This is a genomic window from Avibacterium avium (assembly GCF_900454535.1).
GTDB classification, from domain to species: Bacteria; Pseudomonadota; Gammaproteobacteria; order Enterobacterales; family Pasteurellaceae; genus Avibacterium; species Avibacterium avium.
On sequence record NZ_UGSP01000001.1, the window covers coordinates 426,322 to 446,076 of the forward strand.

The 19,755-nt window shown below is 42.2% G+C and carries 22 protein-coding genes; 15 read left to right on the top strand and 7 right to left on the bottom strand.

Annotated elements, in window-relative coordinates; translation table 11 throughout:
* The first annotated feature begins 25 nt into the window (after positions 1 to 25).
* The 4 genes from yihI to DYC50_RS02085 all read left to right on the top strand — a co-directional run bounded on the left by yihI (position 26) and on the right by DYC50_RS02085 (position 2,917).
* Positions 26 to 607 (top strand): Der GTPase-activating protein YihI, encoded by a 582-nt coding sequence (gene yihI / locus DYC50_RS02070; RefSeq protein WP_115248802.1) that lies wholly within the window; start codon positions 26 to 28, stop codon positions 605 to 607.
* A gap of 3 nt (positions 608 to 610) precedes the next feature.
* Positions 611 to 1,045 (top strand): DUF2489 domain-containing protein, encoded by a 435-nt coding sequence (locus tag DYC50_RS02075; protein WP_115248803.1) that lies wholly within the window; start codon positions 611 to 613, stop codon positions 1,043 to 1,045.
* A 10-nt stretch (positions 1,046 to 1,055) separates the two neighbouring features.
* Positions 1,056 to 2,423, top strand: coding sequence for an oxygen-independent coproporphyrinogen III oxidase (hemN, locus tag DYC50_RS02080; protein WP_103853681.1), 1,368 nt, complete (start codon positions 1,056 to 1,058; stop codon positions 2,421 to 2,423).
* A gap of 125 nt (positions 2,424 to 2,548) precedes the next feature.
* Positions 2,549 to 2,917, top strand: a complete 369-nt coding sequence (locus tag DYC50_RS02085; protein ID WP_115248804.1) for a hypothetical protein — start codon at positions 2,549 to 2,551, stop codon at positions 2,915 to 2,917.
* A gap of 76 nt (positions 2,918 to 2,993) precedes the next feature.
* Here the strand turns inward: DYC50_RS02085 and DYC50_RS02090 are convergent, their stop codons facing one another.
* Positions 2,994 to 3,383, bottom strand: a complete 390-nt coding sequence (locus DYC50_RS02090) for a RidA family protein (RefSeq protein WP_046097851.1) — start codon at positions 3,381 to 3,383, stop codon at positions 2,994 to 2,996.
* 277 nt (positions 3,384 to 3,660) lie between these two features.
* Here DYC50_RS02090 and rpsL point away from each other — a divergent pair, with 277 nt between their 5' ends.
* The 7 genes from rpsL to purT all read left to right on the top strand — a co-directional run bounded on the left by rpsL (position 3,661) and on the right by purT (position 10,681).
* Positions 3,661 to 4,035 carry a 30S ribosomal protein S12 gene (gene rpsL, locus DYC50_RS02095; RefSeq protein WP_013745731.1) on the top strand — a complete coding sequence of 125 codons (375 nt, stop codon included), beginning with the start codon at positions 3,661 to 3,663 and terminating at the stop codon, positions 4,033 to 4,035.
* A 127-nt stretch (positions 4,036 to 4,162) separates the two neighbouring features.
* Complete coding sequence (gene rpsG, locus DYC50_RS02100; RefSeq protein ID WP_103853509.1) at positions 4,163 to 4,633, top strand: 30S ribosomal protein S7; 471 nt, start codon at positions 4,163 to 4,165, stop codon at positions 4,631 to 4,633.
* A gap of 105 nt (positions 4,634 to 4,738) precedes the next feature.
* The gene (gene fusA, locus DYC50_RS02105; RefSeq protein WP_115248805.1) at positions 4,739 to 6,841 is read left to right on the top strand and encodes an elongation factor G; all 2,103 of its coding nucleotides are present in this window, start codon (positions 4,739 to 4,741) and stop codon (positions 6,839 to 6,841) included.
* Positions 6,842 to 6,910: 69 nt separating this feature from the next.
* Positions 6,911 to 8,095, top strand: a complete 1,185-nt coding sequence (tuf, locus tag DYC50_RS02110) for an elongation factor Tu (protein ID WP_115248696.1) — start codon at positions 6,911 to 6,913, stop codon at positions 8,093 to 8,095.
* Between the two features lie 300 nt (positions 8,096 to 8,395).
* The gene (gene secE / locus DYC50_RS02115; RefSeq protein WP_115248806.1) at positions 8,396 to 8,809 is read left to right on the top strand and encodes a preprotein translocase subunit SecE; all 414 of its coding nucleotides are present in this window, start codon (positions 8,396 to 8,398) and stop codon (positions 8,807 to 8,809) included.
* A 1-nt stretch (position 8,810) separates the two neighbouring features.
* Positions 8,811 to 9,362, top strand: a complete 552-nt coding sequence (gene nusG, locus DYC50_RS02120) for a transcription termination/antitermination protein NusG (RefSeq protein WP_115248807.1) — start codon at positions 8,811 to 8,813, stop codon at positions 9,360 to 9,362.
* A gap of 137 nt (positions 9,363 to 9,499) precedes the next feature.
* Complete coding sequence (purT, locus tag DYC50_RS02125) at positions 9,500 to 10,681, top strand: formate-dependent phosphoribosylglycinamide formyltransferase (protein ID WP_115248808.1); 1,182 nt, start codon at positions 9,500 to 9,502, stop codon at positions 10,679 to 10,681.
* Positions 10,682 to 10,826: 145 nt separating this feature from the next.
* On the opposite strand, the gene DYC50_RS02130 is transcribed toward purT, so the two are convergent.
* The gene (locus tag DYC50_RS02130) at positions 10,827 to 11,147 is read right to left on the bottom strand and encodes a DUF5389 domain-containing protein (RefSeq protein ID WP_115248809.1); all 321 of its coding nucleotides are present in this window, start codon (positions 11,145 to 11,147) and stop codon (positions 10,827 to 10,829) included.
* Positions 11,148 to 11,193: 46 nt separating this feature from the next.
* On the opposite strand from DYC50_RS02130, the gene DYC50_RS02135 reads away from it, so the two are divergent.
* Together DYC50_RS02135 and DYC50_RS02140 are read left to right on the top strand one after the other, a co-directional pair.
* Complete coding sequence (locus tag DYC50_RS02135) at positions 11,194 to 12,060, top strand: rhomboid family intramembrane serine protease (protein WP_115248810.1); 867 nt, start codon at positions 11,194 to 11,196, stop codon at positions 12,058 to 12,060.
* 27 nt (positions 12,061 to 12,087) lie between these two features.
* Complete coding sequence (locus tag DYC50_RS02140) at positions 12,088 to 12,852, top strand: DeoR/GlpR family transcriptional regulator (protein WP_115248811.1); 765 nt, start codon at positions 12,088 to 12,090, stop codon at positions 12,850 to 12,852.
* Between the two features lie 94 nt (positions 12,853 to 12,946).
* Here DYC50_RS02140 and DYC50_RS02145 read toward each other — a convergent pair whose 3' ends face one another.
* A complete protein-coding gene (locus tag DYC50_RS02145; RefSeq protein WP_115248812.1) occupies positions 12,947 to 13,738 on the bottom strand; it encodes an outer membrane protein assembly factor BamD in 792 nt (263 codons plus the stop codon).
* Between the two features lie 96 nt (positions 13,739 to 13,834).
* Here DYC50_RS02145 and rluD point away from each other — a divergent pair, with 96 nt between their 5' ends.
* Together rluD and pgeF are read left to right on the top strand one after the other, a co-directional pair.
* Positions 13,835 to 14,809 (top strand): 23S rRNA pseudouridine(1911/1915/1917) synthase RluD, encoded by a 975-nt coding sequence (rluD, locus tag DYC50_RS02150; RefSeq protein WP_115248813.1) that lies wholly within the window; start codon positions 13,835 to 13,837, stop codon positions 14,807 to 14,809.
* A 1-nt stretch (position 14,810) separates the two neighbouring features.
* Positions 14,811 to 15,545, top strand: a complete 735-nt coding sequence (gene pgeF / locus DYC50_RS02155) for a peptidoglycan editing factor PgeF (RefSeq protein WP_115248814.1) — start codon at positions 14,811 to 14,813, stop codon at positions 15,543 to 15,545.
* A gap of 15 nt (positions 15,546 to 15,560) precedes the next feature.
* Here pgeF and DYC50_RS02160 read toward each other — a convergent pair whose 3' ends face one another.
* The 4 genes from DYC50_RS02160 to DYC50_RS02175 all read right to left on the bottom strand — a co-directional run bounded on the left by DYC50_RS02160 (position 15,561) and on the right by DYC50_RS02175 (position 19,699).
* On the bottom strand, positions 15,561 to 17,096 hold the full coding sequence (locus tag DYC50_RS02160; protein WP_115248815.1) for a YifB family Mg chelatase-like AAA ATPase: 1,536 nt from the start codon (positions 17,094 to 17,096) through the stop codon (positions 15,561 to 15,563).
* A 209-nt stretch (positions 17,097 to 17,305) separates the two neighbouring features.
* Positions 17,306 to 17,938 (bottom strand): ribosome biogenesis GTP-binding protein YihA/YsxC, encoded by a 633-nt coding sequence (gene yihA, locus DYC50_RS02165; protein WP_115248816.1) that lies wholly within the window; start codon positions 17,936 to 17,938, stop codon positions 17,306 to 17,308.
* A gap of 184 nt (positions 17,939 to 18,122) precedes the next feature.
* Positions 18,123 to 18,704: an aminotransferase class IV family protein gene (locus DYC50_RS02170; RefSeq protein ID WP_115248817.1), complete on the bottom strand. Its 582-nt coding sequence runs from the start codon at positions 18,702 to 18,704 to the stop codon at positions 18,123 to 18,125.
* Positions 18,704 to 19,699: an aminodeoxychorismate synthase component I gene (locus tag DYC50_RS02175; protein WP_115248818.1), complete on the bottom strand. Its 996-nt coding sequence runs from the start codon at positions 19,697 to 19,699 to the stop codon at positions 18,704 to 18,706. Before DYC50_RS02175 ends, DYC50_RS02170 begins: the two co-directional genes overlap by 1 nt.
* Between the last annotated feature and the right edge of the window lie 56 nt (positions 19,700 to 19,755).

A 19,755-nucleotide genomic window follows, 5' to 3' on the forward strand; every position in this document is an offset into this window, starting at 1 on the left:
ATTTTTACCAAATAGTAGAGAAATTATGTCCCGTCAAAAGAAAACACGCCGTATTACGGATATTATGCCAACACGCAAGGCGGATAAACCTGCGCAAAGCGCCCCAACTGGGCGTGGGCGTAAATTGACACGTTATGAATTAGATGCCAAAGCGCGTGAAGAAAAAAGAAAGAAAAAACACAAAGGCCTCGTGGCTGGCTCTCGCCATAGTCGCCAAGAAGAAAATAAAGCCCTTGAACAAGATGCCAAGTTAGATCCCCGCGTGGGCAGTCGCAAAAAAATTCCATTAGTGGTGGAGTTTGTCAATAAGCCGGAAAAAGGAATGACCATTTCGCCTGTGGCGGCGGAAAAACCAGATGTGGAAAAAACAAAGGCGCTTGATCCAATGGTGGAACTTGAACAGCTTGAAAATAATGAATGTTTGAATGATTTATTAGATCAGCTTGAAGCAGGCAAAACCTTAAATGCCAAAGATCAAGCCTTTGTGGACGAATGTTTAGATCGTATCGCACAGCTAATGGACGAACTAGGTATTCGTGATGAAGACGAAAATGCGGAAGATTTATACCGCACTTTTGAAACCATTGATATTAATCAGTTTAAATAATTTATGTGGATTTATCTTTTAATTGCCCTCGGGCTTTTGATTATTGTGGGAATGGCCGCTTATGCGGTGAAATTATTGCGTGCGTTGAAAAACCAAAAGCAGACGTTAGAAAATGCACGCTTGGCGCGTGTAAAACGCCTAAAAGAGAGTATTGAGATTATCGCGCGAGCAATGCAAAATGGCGATTGCAATTTGTCTGAAGGGGCAATTCGATTAAAAATGTTGCTCGATCCCTTAGGCTTAAAAATCACCACTTATCCTGCGCTGGCTGAGCTTTATGATGTGGTGAAAGAAATGCCAACGCATCAAGCGCGTAAGGAATTAAAAAAGAACGAGCGTATGCGCTTAGATCTCACTCGTGAAAGCGCCGAAGCCGAGCTTGAAAGCAAAATTTTGTTGGAATTAAATCAATTATTGTTGGATATTGAAAAATTTTAGGGGGAAATTAATGTCTGGAACTATGTGGGATTCCGCGTTAATTCAAAAATATAACTATTCTGGGCCGCGTTATACTTCTTATCCTACGGCATTGGAATTTAACGAAAATTATACTGAACAAGATTTCCAAGCGGCAGCAGCGCGTTACCCTGACCGTCCGCTTTCTCTTTATGTGCATATCCCGTTTTGCCATAAATTGTGCTATTTCTGCGCCTGTAACAAAATTATTACGCGTCATCAGCACAAAGCGGATATTTATCTTGATTATTTGGAAAAAGAAATCAAAAATCGCGCCGCACTTTTCCGCAATCGCAAGGTAACCCAAGTGCATTGGGGCGGCGGCACACCGACCTATCTCACCGAGCAACAATCCAGCCGTTTAATGGCAATGTTGCGTGAGCATTTTCATTTTGCCGATAACGCCGAAATTAGTATCGAAATGGATCCGCGTAAAATTGAGCTGGAAACCCTCGATCATCTGCGTAAAATCGGCTTTAACCGCATTAGTATGGGCGTGCAGGATTTCAATAAAGCAGTGCAAAAAGCGGTAAACCGTGAGCAAGATGAAGATTTCATTCAAGCCTTACTAGAACGCGCACGTGCCTTAGGATTTCAATCCACCAATTTGGATTTGATTTATGGGTTGCCATTGCAGAATGTGGAAAGCTTTATGTTCACATTGCAAAAAGTGATTGAATTAAACCCTGATCGTTTGAGCGTGTTTAACTATGCCCATTTGCCAAGCCGTTTTGCGGGGCAAGCAAAAATTAAAGAAGATCAGCTGCCTGCACCTGAAACCAAGCTCACCATTTTGCAAAAAACCATTGAAACCTTAAGCGATGCAGGCTACCGCTTCATTGGAATGGATCACTTTGCGAAACCTGATGATGAGCTAGCCATTGCGCAACAAAATGGCGTGCTACACCGCAATTTCCAAGGCTACACCACGCAAGAAGATGCGGATTTGCTCGGTCTTGGTGTTTCTGCAATTAGCCTGTTGGGCGACACTTACGCACAAAATCAAAAAGAGCTAAAACATTATTACGCAGATATTGAGCAAAAAGGCACCGCACTTCACAAGGGCTTTGTAATGAGCCAAGAAGATTGCTTGCGCCGTGATGTTATCAAACAGCTGATTTGCAACTTCAAACTGGATTACGCCCCATTTGAACAGCAATATGGCATTGATTTCAAAACCCATTTTGCGGAAGATTTAGAATTACTCGCACCCCTTGCCGCAGATGGCTTAATTGAAATCGGCGAAAAAGGATTACAGGTTTCCCCTGTTGGGCATTTGCTGATTCGCAATATTTGCTTATGTTTTGATACCTACTCAAGACAACAAGCCAGACGCCAACAGTTCTCAAGAATTATTTAACGAATTTCCCGCATAAAGTGCGGGAATTTTTTTAGAAAAATTTGCAATTTCAACCATAGATCGTAAAATCCCTTTGTTCGTTGAACAGCTATATCGCAATTATTGTGCAAAGAAATGAGGTAGTTATGAAAAATAGTGAGTTTTTTTATGACCCGATGCGTGCTGTTTATGATAGCGGGGCAGATTATTTTACCAGAGAAAAACATCGATTGGTGGTAATAGCGGGCGATTCTTGGGGAATGTTGCTCAATCTTTCCTGTTATTACAATGACTTTGCTGAGAAACAAAACATTCCATTCAGCAAACAACAGATAGATGATGATATGGATAAACTATCCTATTTAAAACGCAAATTTCAAGATATTGAAGAAGTTCCAATGGGAGACAAGTGGCAATATTCTTTTGATTATGAACAAGGCCTTAAAGAATTAGACGAAATTCTATTAAAATATATCCCTTTTTTTGAAGGGCTAAAGGCGGATTCTAAAAAGTAGCCATTGGTTTATTATCTAATGAAATAGTGAAAAATAAAGGGCAATGATAGTATTGCCCTTTTGGTTGAATGGGGAATTATTTTCTTACCGCAATGGCTTCAATTTCTAAGCCTACATCTTTTGGCAATCGAGCTACTTCTACACAAGAACGGGCAGGAAAGTTAGGGTGATTATTTTCTTTAAAAAAACGTTCGTATTCCGCATTTACCGTAGCGAAATCATTCAAATCTTTAACAAAAACCGTCGTTTTCACAATATCTGCCACGCTTAAGCCTGCTTGTTCAATGATTGCTTTCACATTCTCTAAAGACTGGCGTGCTTGCGCCACAATATCCACCGGCACTTCACCTGTTGCAGGATTAACAGGAATTTGTCCAGAAGTTAGCACTAAATTGCCTAAATCCACAGCTTGCACATAAGGCCCAATGGCCGCGGGCGCTTTTTCTGTATGAATAATTTTAGTCATTTTGTTTTCCTTGTGATGTGATAAAGAAAGTTTATTCTATGCAATCTTTTGGAAAACTGAAAGGGAAATTCAAGCAATATTATTTCTACAATTTGGAAAAGTTGCAGTTTATTGGGATCCTATCAGATCCTAAAGTGCGGTTATTTTTCTGCTTATTTTTGCTAAACCTTGACATTATAGCTATTCAAGATTAAAATTCGGCGTCTATCTATTCTAAGGTAGAACAAAAAGTAAACATTCTTTTATGAATAACAACTATTAAACTGGAGCTTTTTTAATGGCAACTATCAACCAATTAGTACGCAAACCGCGTGTGAAAAAGGTTGTAAAAAGCAACGTTCCTGCATTAGAGGCTTGCCCGCAGAAACGTGGCGTGTGTACTCGTGTGTACACAACTACACCTAAAAAACCGAACTCAGCATTACGTAAAGTGTGCCGTATTCGTTTAACAAATGGTTACGAAGTAACTTCTTATATCGGCGGTGAAGGTCATAACCTTCAAGAGCACAGCGTTGTGCTTATCCGTGGCGGTCGTGTTAAAGATTTACCAGGTGTGCGTTATCACACTGTGCGTGGTGCATTAGACTGTGCCGGCGTTAAAGATCGTAAACAAGGTCGTTCTAAATACGGCGTTAAACGTCCTAAAGCTTAATGGTTCTCCGTTAAGTAAGGCCAAACGCTAATTAAATTAAATAATTATCATAAACTCCAGTAAACGTAAGATCTCTTACACAAAGAGTTTTGGATAATCCTGAAGATTAAAAAACGGAGAAATTGCAATGCCACGTCGTCGTCGTATTGAACCACGCAAAATTCTTCCAGATCCAAAGTTCGGATCAGAATTACTTGCGAAATTTATTAATGTATTAATGGTAGATGGTAAAAAATCTATCGCAGAATCAATCGTTTATGGTGCGTTAGAAACTTTAGCTCAACGTACAGGTAAAGAAGCTTTAGAAGCATTTGAAATCGCACTAGAAAACGTACGTCCAACCGTTGAGGTTAAATCTCGCCGTGTTGGTGGTTCTACTTATCAAGTGCCAGTTGAAGTGCGTCCAGCTCGTCGTAACGCATTAGGTATGCGTTGGATCGTTGAAGCAGCACGTAAACGTGGTGATAAATCAATGGCTTTACGTTTAGCAAATGAATTATCTGATGCATCAGAAAACAAAGGTGCAGCAGTGAAAAAACGTGAAGACGTTCACCGTATGGCTGAAGCTAACAAAGCGTTTGCTCATTACCGTTGGTAATCAGTTAATCAAACGATTTTTAGGCTTCATCACATTTTGCTATGCGGTGAAGCCTTATCCATATTTAAAATTTTAATTTATTGAATTCCAAACAAGGAAATAATAATGGCTCGTGTAACTCCTATTGAGCGCTATCGTAATATCGGTATTAGTGCTCACATTGATGCTGGTAAAACAACAACCACAGAGCGTATTCTATTCTATACAGGTGTTAGTCACAAAATTGGTGAGGTGCATGATGGTGCAGCTACCATGGACTGGATGGAACAAGAACAAGAGCGTGGTATTACCATTACTTCTGCGGCAACAACGGCTTTCTGGTCTGGTATGTCTCAGCAATATCCACAACACCGTATCAACGTTATCGATACTCCGGGACACGTTGACTTTACTATCGAAGTAGAACGTTCAATGCGTGTTCTTGATGGTGCGGTAATGGTTTACTGTGCGGTAGGTGGGGTTCAACCTCAGTCTGAAACTGTATGGCGTCAAGCAAACAAATATAAAGTACCTCGTATCGCGTTCGTAAACAAAATGGACCGTACTGGTGCAAACTTCCTACGCGTTGTTGAGCAAATCAAAACTCGCTTAGGTGGTAATGCTGTTCCTTTACAACTTCCAATCGGTGCAGAAGAAAACTTCAAAGGTATTGTTGACCTAATCAAAATGAAAGCAATCAACTGGAATGAAGCCGATCAAGGTATGACATTTACCTATGACGATATTCCTGCAGATATGGTTGAATTATGTGAAGAATGGCACCAAAACCTTGTTGAAGCAGCAGCAGAAGCTTCAGAAGAGTTAATGGAAAAATATCTTGGTGGTGAAGAGCTTACTGAAGAAGAGATCAAAGGTGCGTTACGTCAACGTGCGTTAGATACTGAAATTATTCTTGTAACTTGTGGCTCAGCATTCAAAAACAAAGGTGTTCAAGCAATGCTTGATGCGGTAATTGATTTCTTACCAGCACCAACTGACATCGCTTCAATCAAAGGGATCAATCCTGATGAAACTGAAGGTGAGCGTCACGCAGATGATAATGAACCATTCTCTGCACTTGCATTCAAAATTGCAACTGACCCATTCGTAGGTAACTTAACCTTCTTCCGTGTATATTCTGGTGTGGTTGAGTCTGGTGCGACAGTATTAAACTCTGTAAAAGAAAAACGTGAGCGTTTTGGTCGTATCGTTCAAATGCACGCAAACAAACGTGAAGAGATCAAAGAAGTTCGTGCGGGTGACATCGCAGCGGCAATCGGCTTAAAAGATGTTGGTACAGGTGATACATTATGTGCTATCGATGCGCCAATTATCCTTGAGCGTATGGAATTCCCTGAGCCAGTAATCTCTGTTGCGGTAGAGCCAAAAACCAAAGCAGACCAAGAGAAAATGGGCTTGGCATTAGGCCGTCTTGCACAAGAAGACCCTTCATTCCGTGTTCACACTGATGAAGAATCAGGTGAAACCATCATTTCAGGTATGGGTGAGTTACACTTAGACATCATCGTTGACCGTATGAAACGTGAGTTTAAAGTGGAAGCGAATATCGGTAAACCACAAGTATCTTACCGTGAAACTATCCGTACTGCGGTGAAAGATGTTGAAGGTAAACACGCAAAACAATCTGGTGGTCGCGGTCAATATGGTCACGTTGTTATCGACTTGTATCCATTAGATCCAGAAGGTCCAGGTTACGAATTTATCAACGAAATCAAAGGTGGTGTAATTCCTGGCGAATATATCCCTGCAGTTGATAAAGGTATCCAAGAGCAACTTAAATCTGGTCCATTAGCGGGTTACCCAGTGGTTGATATCGGTGTTCGTTTACACTTCGGTTCATACCACGATGTGGACTCATCTGAGTTAGCGTTTAAACTTGCTGCATCATTAGCATTTAAAGCAGCGTTTAGCAAAGCAAACCCAGTATTACTTGAGCCAATTATGAAAGTGGAAGTTGAAACTCCACCAGAGTATGTGGGTGATGTAATTGGTGATTTAAGCCGTCGTCGCGCTATGGTAAATGGCCAAGAAGCAAGCGAATTTGTTGTTAAAATCAATGCAGAAGTTCCACTTTCTGAAATGTTTGGTTATGCAACAGATCTTCGTTCACAAACTCAAGGTCGTGCATCATACTCAATGGAACCATTGAAATATGCTGAAGCACCTTCAAGTGTTGCAGCTGCAGTAATTGAAGCACGTAAAAAATAATTTTTGATTCAATAAAACTTCGTAGCATCTCAAGGTGCTACGAAATTTCACTTAAAGGAAACATTAGCAATGTCTAAAGAAAAATTTGAACGTACAAAACCGCACGTAAACGTGGGTACAATCGGCCACGTTGACCATGGTAAAACAACTTTAACAGCAGCAATCACCAGCGTATTAGCGAAACACTACGGTGGTGCCGCACGCGCATTTGACCAAATCGATAACGCGCCAGAAGAAAAAGCGCGTGGTATCACCATCAACACCTCACACGTTGAATACGATACACCAACACGTCACTACGCACACGTTGACTGCCCGGGACACGCGGACTATGTTAAAAACATGATTACTGGTGCGGCGCAAATGGACGGTGCAATCTTAGTAGTAGCAGCGACAGACGGCCCAATGCCACAAACTCGTGAGCACATCTTATTAGGACGCCAAGTAGGTGTACCATACATCATCGTATTCTTAAACAAATGCGATATGGTAGATGACGAAGAGTTATTAGAATTAGTAGAAATGGAAGTGCGTGAACTTCTTTCTCAATATGATTTCCCAGGTGATGATACCCCAATCGTACGCGGTTCAGCATTAAAAGCGTTAGAAGGCGATGCAGCATGGGAAGAAAAAATCCTTGAGTTAGCAAACCACTTAGACACTTACATTCCAGAGCCAGAGCGTGCGATTGACCAACCATTCTTATTACCAATCGAAGACGTATTCTCAATCTCAGGTCGTGGTACTGTAGTAACAGGCCGTGTTGAGCGTGGTATTATCCGCACTGGTGATGAAGTAGAAATCGTAGGTATCAAAGAAACTGCGAAAACTACCGTAACAGGTGTAGAAATGTTCCGTAAATTACTTGACGAAGGTCGTGCGGGTGAAAACATCGGTGCATTATTACGTGGTACAAAACGTGAAGAAATCGAACGTGGTCAGGTATTAGCGAAACCAGGTTCAATTACACCACACACAGACTTCGAATCAGAAGTTTACGTATTATCAAAAGAAGAAGGTGGTCGTCACACTCCATTCTTCAAAGGTTACCGTCCACAATTCTATTTCCGTACAACTGACGTAACAGGTACAATCGAGTTACCAGAAGGCGTGGAAATGGTAATGCCAGGCGATAACATCAAAATGACAGTAAGCTTAATTCACCCAATCGCGATGGACCAAGGTTTACGCTTTGCGATTCGTGAAGGTGGACGTACAGTAGGTGCGGGTGTTGTAGCGAAAATCATCAAATAATGATGATTGCTAGGTAACACTAGAAAGCTAAAAGCTAAGAAAGGGCATCGAAAGATGCCCTTTTGTTTTGCTTGGATTTTTGAATGAAAAAGTTGGAAAAAATGACCGCACTTTTTGCTCAAAATAGCGAATAAAGGGCGGTATGAATTTTAATTATTTTTTCTTCCCACTAATTTCCCTATCTTTCCCCTATAAAATCACGAAAATTTCTCTTATTTTTAATAGGCAATAAAATCAGAAAATGCTACAATTCCCCGTTCAAAACAGCATCCCGATTTTAATTGAATAATGGATACAATTATGGCGTCAAATATTGATAAAAAGAAACACGCTGAACAAGCGGAAAATCGTGAAAAATCGAAAGGATTAAATACCTTTTTATGGCTACTCGGTATTGTGATTATTGCCGTAGCAGCAGTGGGAAATATTTATTTTGCAGATCAATTTTCTACCCCGATTCGAGTTGTTGCGGTAGTGATCTTATTACTTGCGGCAGCAGGTGTATTGGCTATTACTAACCAAGGTACAAAAGCAAGAGCTTTCCTTAGCGCATCTCGTACTGAATTGAGAAAAATTGTTTGGCCAACTCGTGCTGAAACAATGCAAACCACGTTGATCGTAATGGGCGTAACCGTATTTGTTTCTCTCATTTTATGGGGAATTGACTCAATTATTGTTACAGTAATCACCTTTTTAACCGATTTGAGATTCTAACATGACAGAAAATACAGTAAAAAAACGTTGGTATGTTTTGCAAGCCTTCTCTGGGTTTGAAGGGCGAGTAGCAGCCACATTAAGAGAATACATTAAGCTACACCAAATGGAAGATCAATTTGGTGAAGTGCTTGTGCCGACCGAAGAGGTGGTTGAAAATGTAGGCGGTAAGCGCCGTAAAAGTGAACGTAAATATTTCCCAGGCTATGTTTTAGTACAAATGGAAATGAATGATTACACTTGGCAGTTGGTGCGCAGTGTGCCGCGCGTAATGGGCTTTATCGGTGGCACACCAGATAAGCCAGCACCAATTAGCAACCGCGAAGCAGACATTATCTTAAATCGCCTTGAGCAAAATTCTGATAAGCCGAAACCAAGAACCGTATTCCAACCAGGTGAAGAAGTTCGCGTTAAAGATGGTCCATTTGCAGACTTTAATGGAATGGTGGAAGAAATTGATTATGACAAAGGTCGTCTTAAAGTTTCCGTTTCCATCTTCGGCCGAGCCACCCCTGTGGAATTAGAATTTGGTCAAGTGGAAAAAGTAAATTAATTTTTTCTTAACTAAAAAATCTGTATTCAAATCTGAATACAGATTTTTTTATATTTAAGCTAAGGAAAAAAGAATTCAGTTTCATCGACATTAAATAATTTATCTGACGGATAATATTTAAAAATAAGGAAAACACAATGACAACATTAGGTACTGCACTGACACCAAAAGCCACTAAAGTGATGATGTTAGGTTCTGGTGAGCTGGGTAAAGAAGTGGTAATTGAATTGCAACGCTTAGGTGTGGAAGTGATTGCGGTGGATCGTTATGAAAATGCGCCTGCGCAGCAAGTGGCGCATCGTGCTTATACCATTTCAATGCTTGATGGCGAGGCGTTGAAAGCCTTGGTTGAAAAAGAACAGCCTGATTATATCGTGCCAGAAGTGGAGGCGATTGCGACAGAAACTTTGGTGGAATTAGAGCAAGCTGGCTTTAATGTTGTGCCTACGGCGAAAGCTACACGCTTAACAATGAACCGCGAAGGCATTCGCCGTTTGGCGGCGGAAGAGTTAGGGCTGCCCACTTCGCCTTATCAATTTGTGGATAATTTTGCAGATTTTCAAAGTGCGGTGGAAAAAATTGGCGTTCCTTGTGTGGTGAAGCCGATTATGTCTTCTTCAGGACACGGGCAAAGTATCGTGAAATCGTTTGATCAGCTACAAGCTGCTTGGGATTATGCTCAACAAGGTGGACGCGCAGGAGCTGGGCGTGTGATTGTGGAAGGTTTTGTCAAATTTGATTATGAAATCACCTTGCTTACTGTTCGCCATCTTGGTGGTACTTCGTTCCTTGCGCCAATTGGTCATCGTCAAGAAAACGGAGATTATCGTGAATCTTGGCAGCCACAAGCAATGTCAGCAGCGGCATTAGCCAAAGCGCAGCAAATTGCGGAGAAAATTACCACCGCACTTGGCGGACGTGGGATTTTTGGCGTGGAAATGTTTGTGGCGGGGGACGATGTGATTTTCAATGAAGTTTCACCACGTCCGCACGATACGGGAATGGTTACCCTTATCTCGCAAGAGCTGTCTGAGTTTGCCTTGCATGCCCGTGCGATTTTGGGCTTGCCCATTCCGCAAATTAATCTCATTAGCCCAGCGGCCTCTAAAGCCATTGTGGTGGAAGGCCATTCCAACCAAGTGCAATTTGCAGGTTTAGAAAAGGTGTTGGCTGAACCCAATACGGATATTCGTTTATTTGGTAAGGGGGAAGTACAAGACCATCGCCGAATGGGGGTAGTGCTCGCTCGCGATGAAAGTGTGGAAAAAGCCTTGCAAAAAGCACAACGCGCTTACAACGAACTAGACATTATTTTATAACTAACAGGCGAACAAGGTTCGCCTTTCTTATTAATTTAAGAATAAGTGCGGTGGAAAATGCGTGTGAATTTTAGAACACACAGAATTGCTTCTATAACGGAAGCAGAAATGAAGCAATGGCAAAAAATGCGTAAGCAATTAACGCCTATGCAACCCGAAATCCCACCATTGCTACATAGCCTAAAATGCCATAAAAAATCACCGCACTGAGGATAAGCAAGGCTTTGCCTTGTTGGGCATTGCGCTGATGAATAAGGTAAAGTATTCTTGCACTAATGCCTAAAATGAAAGGATAAACCCAGAAAAAAATCGACATCAACGTAGTTTGCAAATCAGTTAAACTGGGGTTTTTCAGTAAATTTGGCGAGATAAGTAGCGCCAAGGGCCAAAGCAAAATAGGCAGGCAAAAAATAGCGAGCGCCCAAGTAAAAGGGCTAAAGCCAGTGGGCATTTTTTGGTTATTCATTTATTTCACCATAACATCATCAAATTAAAGAGTTGAAATATAGCAAATGCAATATTTATTTGGTAGTGAAATTCGTAACTTTGCTTTTCATTTTCGTGATTATATTTTGGCGAAGTATCAACGTAATTTATCCGTTCAAGAAATTTCACAGCAGGGGCAACCAGCGATTTTTGCCGTGTTTGCTGATGAAAATGATCCACTATTCTCCAAAATAGAACAAGAAGCACAGGCCTTTTTGCAAGATCCTACCCATTCGCGCTATCAACAAGCCAGCTGGGAAACGGGCAAAATTGAACAAGCTGATGAAAATAAAGTGCGGTGGAAATTTCCTCGGTTTTCCCAGTGGAAACAACAAAAATTTACTGTTTTTTTAACCGCACTTTGTCTGATTATTTATCTTTTTCAGCTACTTGGTTTTAACCAAGACATTTTGCTAGCCACCCATTATCCAGAGGGCTATGCCGAACAATCCGAGCTTTGGCGCTATTTCACGCATAGCCTTGTTCACCTTTCCCCTTGGCATATTACCTTCAATTTGGTGTGGTGGTGGATTTTTGCTGGGAAAATTGAACAGAAATTTGGCACAGTAACGCTAGTGTTGTTGTATCTACTTTCTGCCTTTATCAGTGGTTTTGCGCAAAATATGGCATCAGGCCCCGCATTTTTTGGCTTATCTGGTGTGGTATATGCGGTGCTAGGCTATGTTCTGGTATTGGATAAATTTAGCCGTCGGCACCCCTTTCATTTACCGCAAGGCTTTTTTACAATGCTCCTTGTTGGTATCGCCTTTGGTTTTGTTAGCCCCTTGATTGGCGTTTCTATGGGAAACACCGCGCACATCACGGGCTTATTAACAGGCGTTGTATTAGCCGGGGTAAAAATCTTGTTTGCCAAACCACAAAAAACAATTTAAAAATAAACACAACATCAGGAAGAAGCAATGAAACAATCCCTTCGTCATAAAAAGATCATTTCGCTGGTGAAACAAAATGGTTATTTAAGCACGGAAGATTTAGTGAGCCTGCTTGGGGTCAGTCCACAGACCATTCGCCGTGACTTGAATGAACTGGCAGAAAATAATTTAATCAGCCGTCATCACGGTGGTGCGGCTTCCCCTTCCACATCAGAAAATTCTGATTATGTGGAACGTAAGCACTTCTTTTCAACAGAAAAAAGACGCATTGCCGAAGAAGTGGCGAAAATTATTCCCAATGGTTCATCGTTATTTATGGACATCGGAACGACCCCAGAAGCGGTGGCGAATGCCTTGTTAAATCACAAAAATTTACGCATCGTGACCAACAACCTGAATGCCGCTTACATTCTGATGCAAAATAAAAGTTTTGACATCACAATGGCGGGCGGATCATTGCGTCAAGACGGCGGTATTATCGGTGAAGCCACAGTGGCATTTATCAAACAATTCCGCTTAGATTTTGGTATTCTCGGCATTAGCGCCATTGATAGCGATGGTACATTGCTGGATTATGATTATCACGAAGTGCAGGTAAAACGTGCGATTATGGAAAGCTCGCGTAGCACTATTTTAGCAACGGATCATTCCAAGTTTAACCGCCGCGCAATGGTATGTTTGGGATCACTCACTGAGCTGAGCCATTTATTTACCGATACCGCACCGTCAGAGAGCATTATTCAGCTATTAGAAGGAAGTAACACCGCCGTGCATATTTGTGGGGAAATTTAACCGCACTTTTAGCACTAATATAATGCACATCTTAAAGGAAAATAAAAAACGGCAAGCGTACTGCTTGCCGTTGTTGTATCAAGAATGGTGAGAATTATTGTCCACTTGGTAGTGTGATTTCTGGATCTGCTGGTTTCTCAACATCTGCAAATTGTTTGTCTTTATTTGCATCAATCAACACTTGGGTTTTATTTGCCAAGTCGGTCAAGTTCATTTTCTCATAGGCTTCTTTCATTAATGGTAATGCTTCAAGGGTTGCCTTTGTATCAGGATATTGTTGTAACATTCCTACCACTCGGTTTGCTACTGCAACGTAAGCGTTACGTTTCATATAGAATTTGGCAATGGCTAATTCGTGGCGCGCTAAGCTCGATTTAATATAGGCCATACGCAAAATCGCATCTTGTGCATAAGGGCCATTTGGGAAATGCTGAACAACGGTTTGGAAATTTGCAAAAGCACGTTTAAATGCAGTGGCTTCACGGGTTGCGCGATCAATACCAAAGAAATCTTGGAATGCGTTCTCCCCCATTGAGAAGTTGGTTAAACCTGCCATATACACCACATAGTCTAAGCGTGATGTGTTTGGATACTGTTGCAAGAAACGTTCTGCCGTGGCAAGAGTTTTAGTGTAATCTTTTGCTTTATAGTAAGCGTAAATCAAATTGAGTTGGTTTTGCGCATCGTAGTTACTACCAGGGTAACGAGTTTTTAACGCATCTAAATAGCGAATTGCCTGAGAGTAATCGCCATCTTGTAAATAGGCTTGCCCTTTAGTGTAAAGTTCCTGTGGTGAGGCTTGCTCAATTTCACGCGAAGTATTTGAACAGGCGGTAATAACGAAAGCGCTAAGCGCAATCAGGACGAGAGATTTTAATTTACGCATTGATGATTCCTTTTTTACGAGCAATGATAAATAAGTTACAATGCTCCCTATTTTATAGCACATTGCTAAATAAGCAAATTATTCACGGATTTATTTATGGCATATCTTACTTTATCGGCAGAAGTTCTGCCAAGCCAAATGGGACAACGTTTAGACCAAAGCTTAGCGGAAATGTTCCCAGACTATTCTCGTTCACGTTTAAAAACTTGGATCGAAAGCGATCTGGTGAAAGTAAACGGTGAAGTGGTGAATGTGCCACGCAGTAAAGTTTATGGCGGCGAACAGATTACCATCAATGTTGAAGTGGAAGATGAAACCCGTTTTGAGCCAGAAAATATTCCGCTTAATATTGTCTATGAAGATGATGATATTTTAGTCATCAATAAGCCAAAAGATATGGTGGTTCACCCCGGGGTAGGCAACCCGAATGGCACGGTACTCAATGCCTTGCTTTATCATTATCCGCCGATTGCAGAAGTGCCAAGAGCGGGCATTGTTCACCGCTTAGACAAAGACACCACAGGCTTAATGGTGGTGGCAAAAACCATTCCTGCACAAACTAAATTGGTGCGTGATCTGCAAAAACGCAAAATCACCCGTGAATATGAAGCCATTGCTTACGGCATTATGACCCAAGGCGGTACCGTGGACGCACCAATGGCGCGCCACCCAACCAAGCGTACTCATATGGCGGTTCACCCAATGGGCAAGCCCGCGGTAACGCATTATCGCATTATGGAACGTTTCCGTAATTACACGCGCCTACGCCTACGCCTTGAAACAGGGCGAACTCACCAAATTCGCGTGCATATGGCGCATATCGCCCACCCATTATTAGGCGATCAAACTTACGGCGGACGCCCACGCCCACCGAAAAACGCCAGTGAAGAATTACTCACCACCTTGCGTGATTTCAAACGCCAAGCGTTGCACGCCATAATGTTACGCTTGGAACACCCCATCACAGGGGAATTAATGGAATGGTACGCGCCATTACCAGAGGATTTCGTTGGCTTAGTGAATGCCTTAAAAGCCGATTACCTTGCTCATAAAGATGAATTGGATTACTAAAATGGACGCACTCAAACCAAACTGGACAGCCCCTGCCAATATCCACGCTTTCACCACCTTACGTCAAGGTGGCGTTAGCCAAGCGCCTTATGATAGCTTTAATCTGGGCGATCACGTTGGCGATGACAAAAATTCAGTAAAAACCAACCGCACTTTGTTGGTGGAACAATTTTATTTGCCGCAGTTTCCGCTTTTCCTAAATCAAACTCACAGCACAAGGGTGATCCGCTTGCCTTATGACGGCAACAATTTAGATGCCGATGCGGTTTACACTAACCAACCGAACCAAGTTTGCCTTGTAATGACCGCAGATTGTCTGCCTGTCTTGTTTACCAATCAACAAGGTACGGAAGTCGCCGCCGCACACGCAGGTTGGCGTGGCTTATGTGATGGCGTGTTAGAACAAACGATACAACAATTCCAAGCCGAACCACAAGAGATTATCGCGTGGCTCGGGCCTGCTATCGGGCAAAAATCATTCCAAGTGGGGGAAGAGGTTCGCCAACAATTTATTGCACAAGATCCCAATGCTGCACAAGCCTTTGTGCCAGATTCTATCGAGCAAGGCAAATACCTTGCGGATCTTTATCACATCGCCCGATTACGCCTTAACAAATTAGGCATTTCACAAATTAGTGGTGGCGAGCATTGCACTTATCTTGAAAAAACAGCATTTTTCTCTTACCGCCGTGATAAGCAAACAGGCCGAATGGCATCGCTGATTTGGTTTGAGTAGCCTTTTACCGCGATGTTACCCCATATTTTTTGAAAGTTTTTGCAACAGCCGATCCATCGCCCGATAAGAAAGCGCCTCTGCTAAATGAGGGCGTTGGATTTGCTTTTCATTATTCAGATCCGCAATGGTGCGAGCCACTTTTAAAATGCGGTGATAAGCGCGCACAGAGAGCCCTAATTGAGTGAGCGTATTTTCAAGGAAAATGCCGTCTTGCGAGCTAATTCTACAATCACGCTCAATTTCTTTACTACTTAAATGTGCGTTGATTTTTCCAGCACGGGTAAATTGAATTTCACGAACTTTAATAATTTTCGCCCGCACTTGCTCGCTGGTTTCCCCTTTATTTTCAATGCATTGCAATGCACCTTTAGGTAGAAGGGGAACTTCAATGGATAAATCAAAGCGATCTAAAAATGGCCCTGAAAGACGATTCAAATAGCGCATCACTTGCTGCGGTGAAGTACGATTATGCACACCAGTATAATGCCCAGTAGGGCTAGGATTCATTGCTGCAATCAGTTGAAATTTTGCAGGAAAACAGATTTTTGCATTAGCGCGTGAAATAATGATTTCGCCACTTTCTAACGGCTGACGCAAGGCATCTAGCACTCGGCGGTCAAACTCGGGCAGCTCATCTAAAAACAACACGCCATTATGCGACAGGGAAATTTCTCCCGGCCTTGGGATCGTCCCCCCTCCCACCAAAGCAGGCAAGGACGCACTGTGGTGGGGCGCACGAAATGGGCGTTGTTTCCAGTTTTGAAAATTTAGCTCATTTTGTACAAGGCTAGTAACGGAAGCGGTTTCTATGGCTTCTTGCTCGGTCATTTCTGGCAATAACCCCGTTAAACGGCTCGCCAGCATTGTTTTTCCCGTACCGGGTGGCCCTAAAAGCAATAAATTATGTTGCCCTGCGGCGGCGATGGTTAAGGCTCGTTTAGCGTGTTGCTGACCAATAATATCCGTTAAATCTGCTTGATTTTTAAAAGAAAAATCCACCGCACTTTGCGTGGTTAAATCCGTGGCAAGGGGCAGTTTTTCTTGTTCATTAATAAATTGCACCACCTCTAATAAATTCTGTGCAAAATAACTTTTTTGATCGGCGACTAAAGCCGCTTCATTGGCATTTTGTCTGGCAATAATCGGGCAACGGCGCACTTTTTTAGCCGCTAAAATCGCTGGAATAATGCCGTGAACCCCACGCAATTGCCCTGTTAAAGCCAGTTCACCCAGTAGCTCAAATTGCTTTAAACGTTCAGGATTAACTTGTTCAGAAGCGGCTAAAATCCCAATGGCAATAGGCAAATCAAAACGCCCGCCGTCTTTAGGTAAATCCGCGGGTGCAAGGTTCACCGTAATCCGCTTGGCAGGGTATTTAAAATTGGCATTCAATAACGCACTTCGCACGCGATCTTGTGCTTCTTTCACCGTTTTTTCTGGCAAGCCCACAAGGGTAAAACCTGGTTTCCCGTTGCTTAAATGCACTTCAATAGTCACCAGCGGCGCTTGCACCCCCATTGACGCACGGCTATAAACAATGGCTAACGACATTTATTATCCTTTATCTCATTTCATTTGAAGAACTAATATAGAAAAAGCCAAAAACAAAGAAAATTCCCACCGCACTTTTTTGCGATCGGGATCGAGAAAATTGATCGGGCAGTCTATTGATGTAGTGAGAAAGTTTTTAGGTAGGGTATTTTTACAGAATTATTACTGATTTTAAAAAGTGCAGAATTTCCCCTGCACTTTTTCATTGATTACGCGTCTTCATCTTCCACAATCACAGCGCTAAACCAGCTATCCAATTTTCTTGCTAGTTTATCAATGCCTTGTTTTTTCAAGGCGGAAAAGGCTTCTACTTGCACATCGCCTTGGAATGGCAAAATGGCTTCGCGCACCATTTTCACTTGCTTACTCACCGCGCTTTGGCTTAGTTTATCTGCTTTGGTAAGCAATAACAGCACTGGCAAATCAGCAGACACCGCCCATTCAATCATCTGTTGGTCTAAATCTTTCAAAGGATGGCGAATGTCCATTAAAATCACCACACCGCCTAAACATTCACGTTTTTGCAAATATTCACCCAAAGCCTTCTGCCATTGGATTTTCATTTGCTCAGGTACGGCAGCATAGCCATAGCCCGGTAAATCCACCAATTTGTAGAACGGTTCCACTTCAAACACATTAATTAATTGCGTCCGCCCTGGAGTTTTGGAGGTACGGGCAAGGTTTTTCTGGTTGGTCAATGCATTAAGTGCGGTGGATTTCCCTGCGTTAGAACGCCCTGCAAAGGCAATTTCCATACCGCTATCTTCAGGCAACACGCGAATATTCGGCGCACTCGTCAGAAAATGGGTTTTGTGATAATTCAGTTTAATTTCGTTGCTCATTTTATCTATCTTTTAACTATTTCAGCCATAAGGAAAGTGCCTAGCATACCCTAAAATCACAAAGTGCGGTAAAAAAATCGGAAATTTTCCACCGTGCTTTGTGGTTATTCAAATAGAGTATGCTTCATTCCACAATTTCCCCCTTTTGTAGGCTGAAGCCTACACAGCAGATTGGTAGAAATATTCACAACGGATTTAACGCATTAATCAGTCTAATTTCCTCATAATCGGCTAAATCAGCGAGAAAAATTGACCGCTCTTTGATTTTATTTTGTTGTAGCAATGCGGTGCGTTGGGTGCCGATTAATAAGGGGCTGTCAGGGGTGAACCATTGTGAGCCTTGGCGCAGTATGAGATTGCCGATGGTGCAGTCAGTGATTTTGCCTTGTTTCACGATAATGATTTCATCGCAATCGCCTTTTTGTTTTAGCAATTCGTTGAAAATGGCGCGGTTGCTGTATTTCAGGTGGTAGTCAATATCATCGCAAATCACGGGCTGGAAGCGTTGGTAGGTTTTGCGTTGATAGGGAAAACATTGCAGGTGATATTGCGTGGCGTTGTAGTCGATACGGCAGCGGATAAGCGAGCTTTGAAGGTTCGCCCAAAGTGCGGTGTTTTTTTGCAGAATTTTTGCTAGGGAAAAAATTTCATAAGGTTGCCCTGCATAAAATTCACGCAGACTAGTTTCATAACGCTGTTGGTGCAGGGCAAGATTTTGCACTTGCCCATTTTCAATGCACAGGGTTTCAAACAGGGGAAAATTCATTATTTTGTTCCTTGTTGAAATTTAAGTGGCACATAAATTTTCTCTAACAATTCTTGGTATTCTTGCGCTGCTTGGCTTTGAATAGTGATGCCGCCGCCACTGTGGAAAGCATAGCTTCCGTTTTGCTGAGAAATAAAGCGAATGGCCACCGCACTTTCTAGGCTTTCGCCGTTAAAGATACCAAACACGCCAGTGTAATAGCCCCTTGGTGCTAATTCCGCTTGTTGAATGGTGGCAACGGTTTTTTCTTTCGGCGCACCGCTGATTGAGCCTGCGGGTAAAAGCTGGCTGAGCATTGTGCCGATGTTGGCTTGCCAGTTTTCCTTAAGATCGGCACAAATTTCAGAACTTGTCTGCCAGATCGCGCCACGTTCGGTGAAAATCTTTTCTAAATAACGAAAACGCTTCACTTGCACATTTTGCCCTACGATAGCCAGATCATTACGCATTAAATCCACAATGGTGTAATGTTCCCGTTGCTCTTTTTCGCAATTGAGTAATTGATTTTCTGCATCAGGCAAGTTGGCGTTAATCGTGCCTTTCATTGGGTAAGTGAAAATTTGGTTATGCGCGATTTTCACGAAAGGCTCTGGGGAAAAGCAGATAAACTCGTTTTTAAACAAGAGTTTATATTTCGCTTGCGTGGCAGAAAAAAGCGTATTGAGATCGTAATTTATTGCAATCGGCGTGGCATAAGTCAGATTAAGCAAATAGGAATTGCCTTGCTGTAACGCCTGTTGCACAATCTCAAAACCTTGCTGATAAGTGGCGAAATCAATGGGAAATTTTTCTAGCTTAAAGGGCTGTTTTGGGCTGGCTTTTTGTGCCGTTGAAAGATTATTTTGGCTAGTAAATTCAAACCAAATGCCTTGCTCTGCACATTGTGTAAGGGGGCAAATGATGGGCTTTTGCTGTTCAAAATCAATCAAAAAGAAAAAGGGCGTGCGTTGCGCACCTAAACGGTTGGCTTGCTGCACAAAGTGATTAAATGGCATAAGGGCGATGAATCAAGTAAGATAACAAACATTTTGGTCATTGTAGTGAATCCCTG